Here is a 2,820-nt window from a genome sequence, read left to right as displayed (position 1 = left end):
TTCCCACCTACTTATCGCGAATGCCGCCCGAGAGGGCGCGCGAAAGACCGGCCCGGTTTCCAAGCCCGTGGGCCGAGTTTGAGAGAGAGTCCCCCGCAATGAGTGAGATTCCCGAGAACCTGCTCTATACCAAGGAACATGAATGGTGCCGCATCAACGGCACGCGCGCGCGCATCGGGATTACCGCCCATGCCGCTTCGGAGCTGGGGGACGTCGTCTTTGTCGAGCTTCCCGAAGAGGGCGATGAGCTCGAGCAGGACAAGCCCTTTGGTACGGTCGAGTCGGTCAAGGCCGTCTCCGATCTCTTCGCCCCGCTCTCGGGGGAGGTGGTCGCCGTCAACGAGACGCTGGCCGAGGCGCCCGAGACCCTCAATGAAGATCCCTATGGCGAAGGCTGGATGATCGAGATCGAGCTTTCCGCCCCCGGTGAGCAGGACACCCTGCTGAGCCCGGAAGACTACAAAGCGCTGATTGAAGAATAAGGGCCCACGGCCCGTATCCACTCCGGGGAGTGCTCCAACACCGTGCGCTATATCCCTCTGAGCGACGACGATCGCAAATTCATGCTCGATGCCATCGGCGTTTCCAGCATGGAAGAGCTGCTCAAACAGATTCCCGATGAACTGCGGGTGCGCGAGCTGCTCCCCATCGGCAAGGGGCTTTCGGAGAAAGACCTGCTCGACCACATGGGCGAGCTCTCCGATGCGCTGCCCGCCGGCCTGGTGAACTTCGCCGGGGCCGGTTGCTACGAGCACTTCATCCCCGCGGCCATTGCGCCCATCGTTACTCGCGGCGAATTCGCCACGGCCTACACCCCCTATCAGCCCGAGATGGCGCAGGGCACGCTGCAGGCCGCATTCGAATTCCAGTCCTTTGTCACGATGCTCACGGGCATGGAGGTCGCCAACTCCTCCATGTATGACGGCGCCACTGCCACGGCAGAGGCCGTGCTCATGGTGGCACGTGTGCTCAAGCACAAGCGCAAGACCTTTATCGTCTCCGGAGCGCTCCATCCCGAATACCTGGAAGTGGTGCGCACCTATTGCGAGCCGCCCGAGCTCAAGATCGTCGTCGTGCCCTTCGACGAAAAAAGCGGCCGAACCGACACCGCCGCACTGAAGGCCGCCATTGCCGAGGCGGGCGATGATTTTGCCGGTATCGTGATGCAGTCGCCCAATTTTCTGGGTGTGATCGAAGACTGGAAGGCCGGCGCCGAGCTGGCCCACAGCGCGGGGGGCAAGTTCATTGCCTGCTTTGCCGAGGCGACGAGTCTCGGACTTCTCAGCGCGCCAGGCGATTTCGGCGCCGACATTGTTTGCGGCGAGGGGCAGGCCTGGGGGCTTCCCATGAGCTGGGGCGGCCCGGGTGTGGGACTTTTCGCCTGCAAAATGTCCGACGTTCGCCAGCTTCCCGGCCGCGTCGTTGGGGAAACCGTCGACACGCAGGGAAGGCGCGGCTTCGTGCTCACGCTTGCCACGCGCGAGCAGCACATTCGCCGCGAGCGCGCCACCAGCAACATCTGCACTTCGCAGCAACTGTGCGCGCTCTGGGCGACCGTCTGGCTCTCGCTCTTCGGCAAGAAGGGGCTGAAGGACCTGGCCCGCCGCAACTACGCCGCCACGCAATATGCGAAAGAAAAGCTCGGTGCGCTCGATGGTTATTCGGTGCGCTTTTCCGGCGTGACCTACAACGAATTTGTGCTCGACTGTCCCAAGGGCGCCGACGCGATCGTCGCCAAACTGGGCGAGCAGAAAATCGTGCCAGGCGTCGCGCTCGGGCGCCTGCTGGGCGCGGGATTCGAGAAATCGCTGCTTGTTTGCGCGACCGAGATGCGCAGCACAACCGAGATCGATAAACTGGCCGTAGCGCTCAAGGAGGCTGCCCGATGAGCAAAGCCGGACCTTCAAAAGATCGCGCGCGCCGCATCCCTGGCACCGTCGGACTGGCACTTGAGGAATCCCTGCTCTTTGAACGCGGCGCCCCCGGCCGCGAGGGCTACTCGCTTCCCTCGGACGAGGCGCTTCCCGAAGCCGATTTCGGCACGTCGGGCCTCGAAAGCCATCTCATTCGCGACGAGCTCAGCGGAATGCCTGAGCTCACCGAGTTCGACGTGATCCGCCACTTCACGCGCCTTGCGGGCTGGAACTACTGCATTGATGCGGGCTTCTTCCCGCTCGGCTCGTGCACCATGAAATACAATCCCAAGGTGCATGAGCTCATCGCCGGCCTGCCGGGCATTGCGGGCGGCCATCCCTACACGCCCGAAGTCTTCGCCCAGGGCGCGCTGGGGATTCTCTACGAGCTTCAGGAACTGCTCATCAAAATTACCGGAATGCATTCGTGCACGCTGGAGCCCGCCGCGGGCGCCCACGGCGAGCTCACCGGCATGATGATGATTCGCGCCTATCACGAGGCGAAGGGGAACAAGAAGACCAAGGTCATCATTCCCAACAGCGCCCACGGCACGAACCCGGCGACCGCCGCCCTGTGCGGTTACAAGGTGGTCGAGGTGAAGGCGCGCGAGAGCGGCATTCTGCACTACGACGATGTGAAGGACCTGATCGACGACGAAGTCGCCGCGATCATGTTGACCAATCCCAACACTGTGGGCCTGTTCGAGCGTGACGTCGCGAAAATCGCCAAGGCGCTCGACGCCGTGGACGCGCGGTTCTATTGCGACGGCGCGAATCTCAACGCGCTGATGGGACAGGCGTCCTTCGGAAAGATGGGCGTGGACGTCTCACAGATCAACCTGCACAAGACCTACTCGACGCCGCATGGCGGCGGCGGGCCGGGAAGCGGCGCGCTCGTCGTGTCCGA

3 protein-coding genes are annotated in these 2,820 nt (G+C 63.2%); all 3 read left to right on the top strand.

The window, feature by feature from the left end:
- The first annotated feature begins 98 nt into the window (after positions 1-98).
- Positions 99-482, top strand: coding sequence for a glycine cleavage system protein GcvH (gcvH, locus tag KDH09_04380; protein MCB0218908.1), 384 nt, complete (start codon positions 99-101; stop codon positions 480-482).
- A gap of 42 nt (positions 483-524) precedes the next feature.
- Positions 525-1,889 (top strand): aminomethyl-transferring glycine dehydrogenase subunit GcvPA, encoded by a 1,365-nt coding sequence (gene gcvPA, locus KDH09_04375; GenBank protein ID MCB0218907.1) that lies wholly within the window; start codon positions 525-527, stop codon positions 1,887-1,889.
- Positions 1,886-2,820: aminotransferase class V-fold PLP-dependent enzyme (locus tag KDH09_04370; GenBank protein MCB0218906.1), on the top strand; the 935-nt coding region annotated here is incomplete at its 3' end. The genes gcvPA and KDH09_04370, both read left to right, overlap by 4 nt.

Source organism: Chrysiogenia bacterium, from assembly GCA_020434085.1.
Classification (GTDB): domain Bacteria; phylum JAGRBM01; class JAGRBM01; order JAGRBM01; family JAGRBM01; genus JAGRBM01.
The sequence above is the reverse complement of the archived record's forward strand: the minus strand, read 5'-3'. Positions and strand labels throughout refer to the sequence as shown.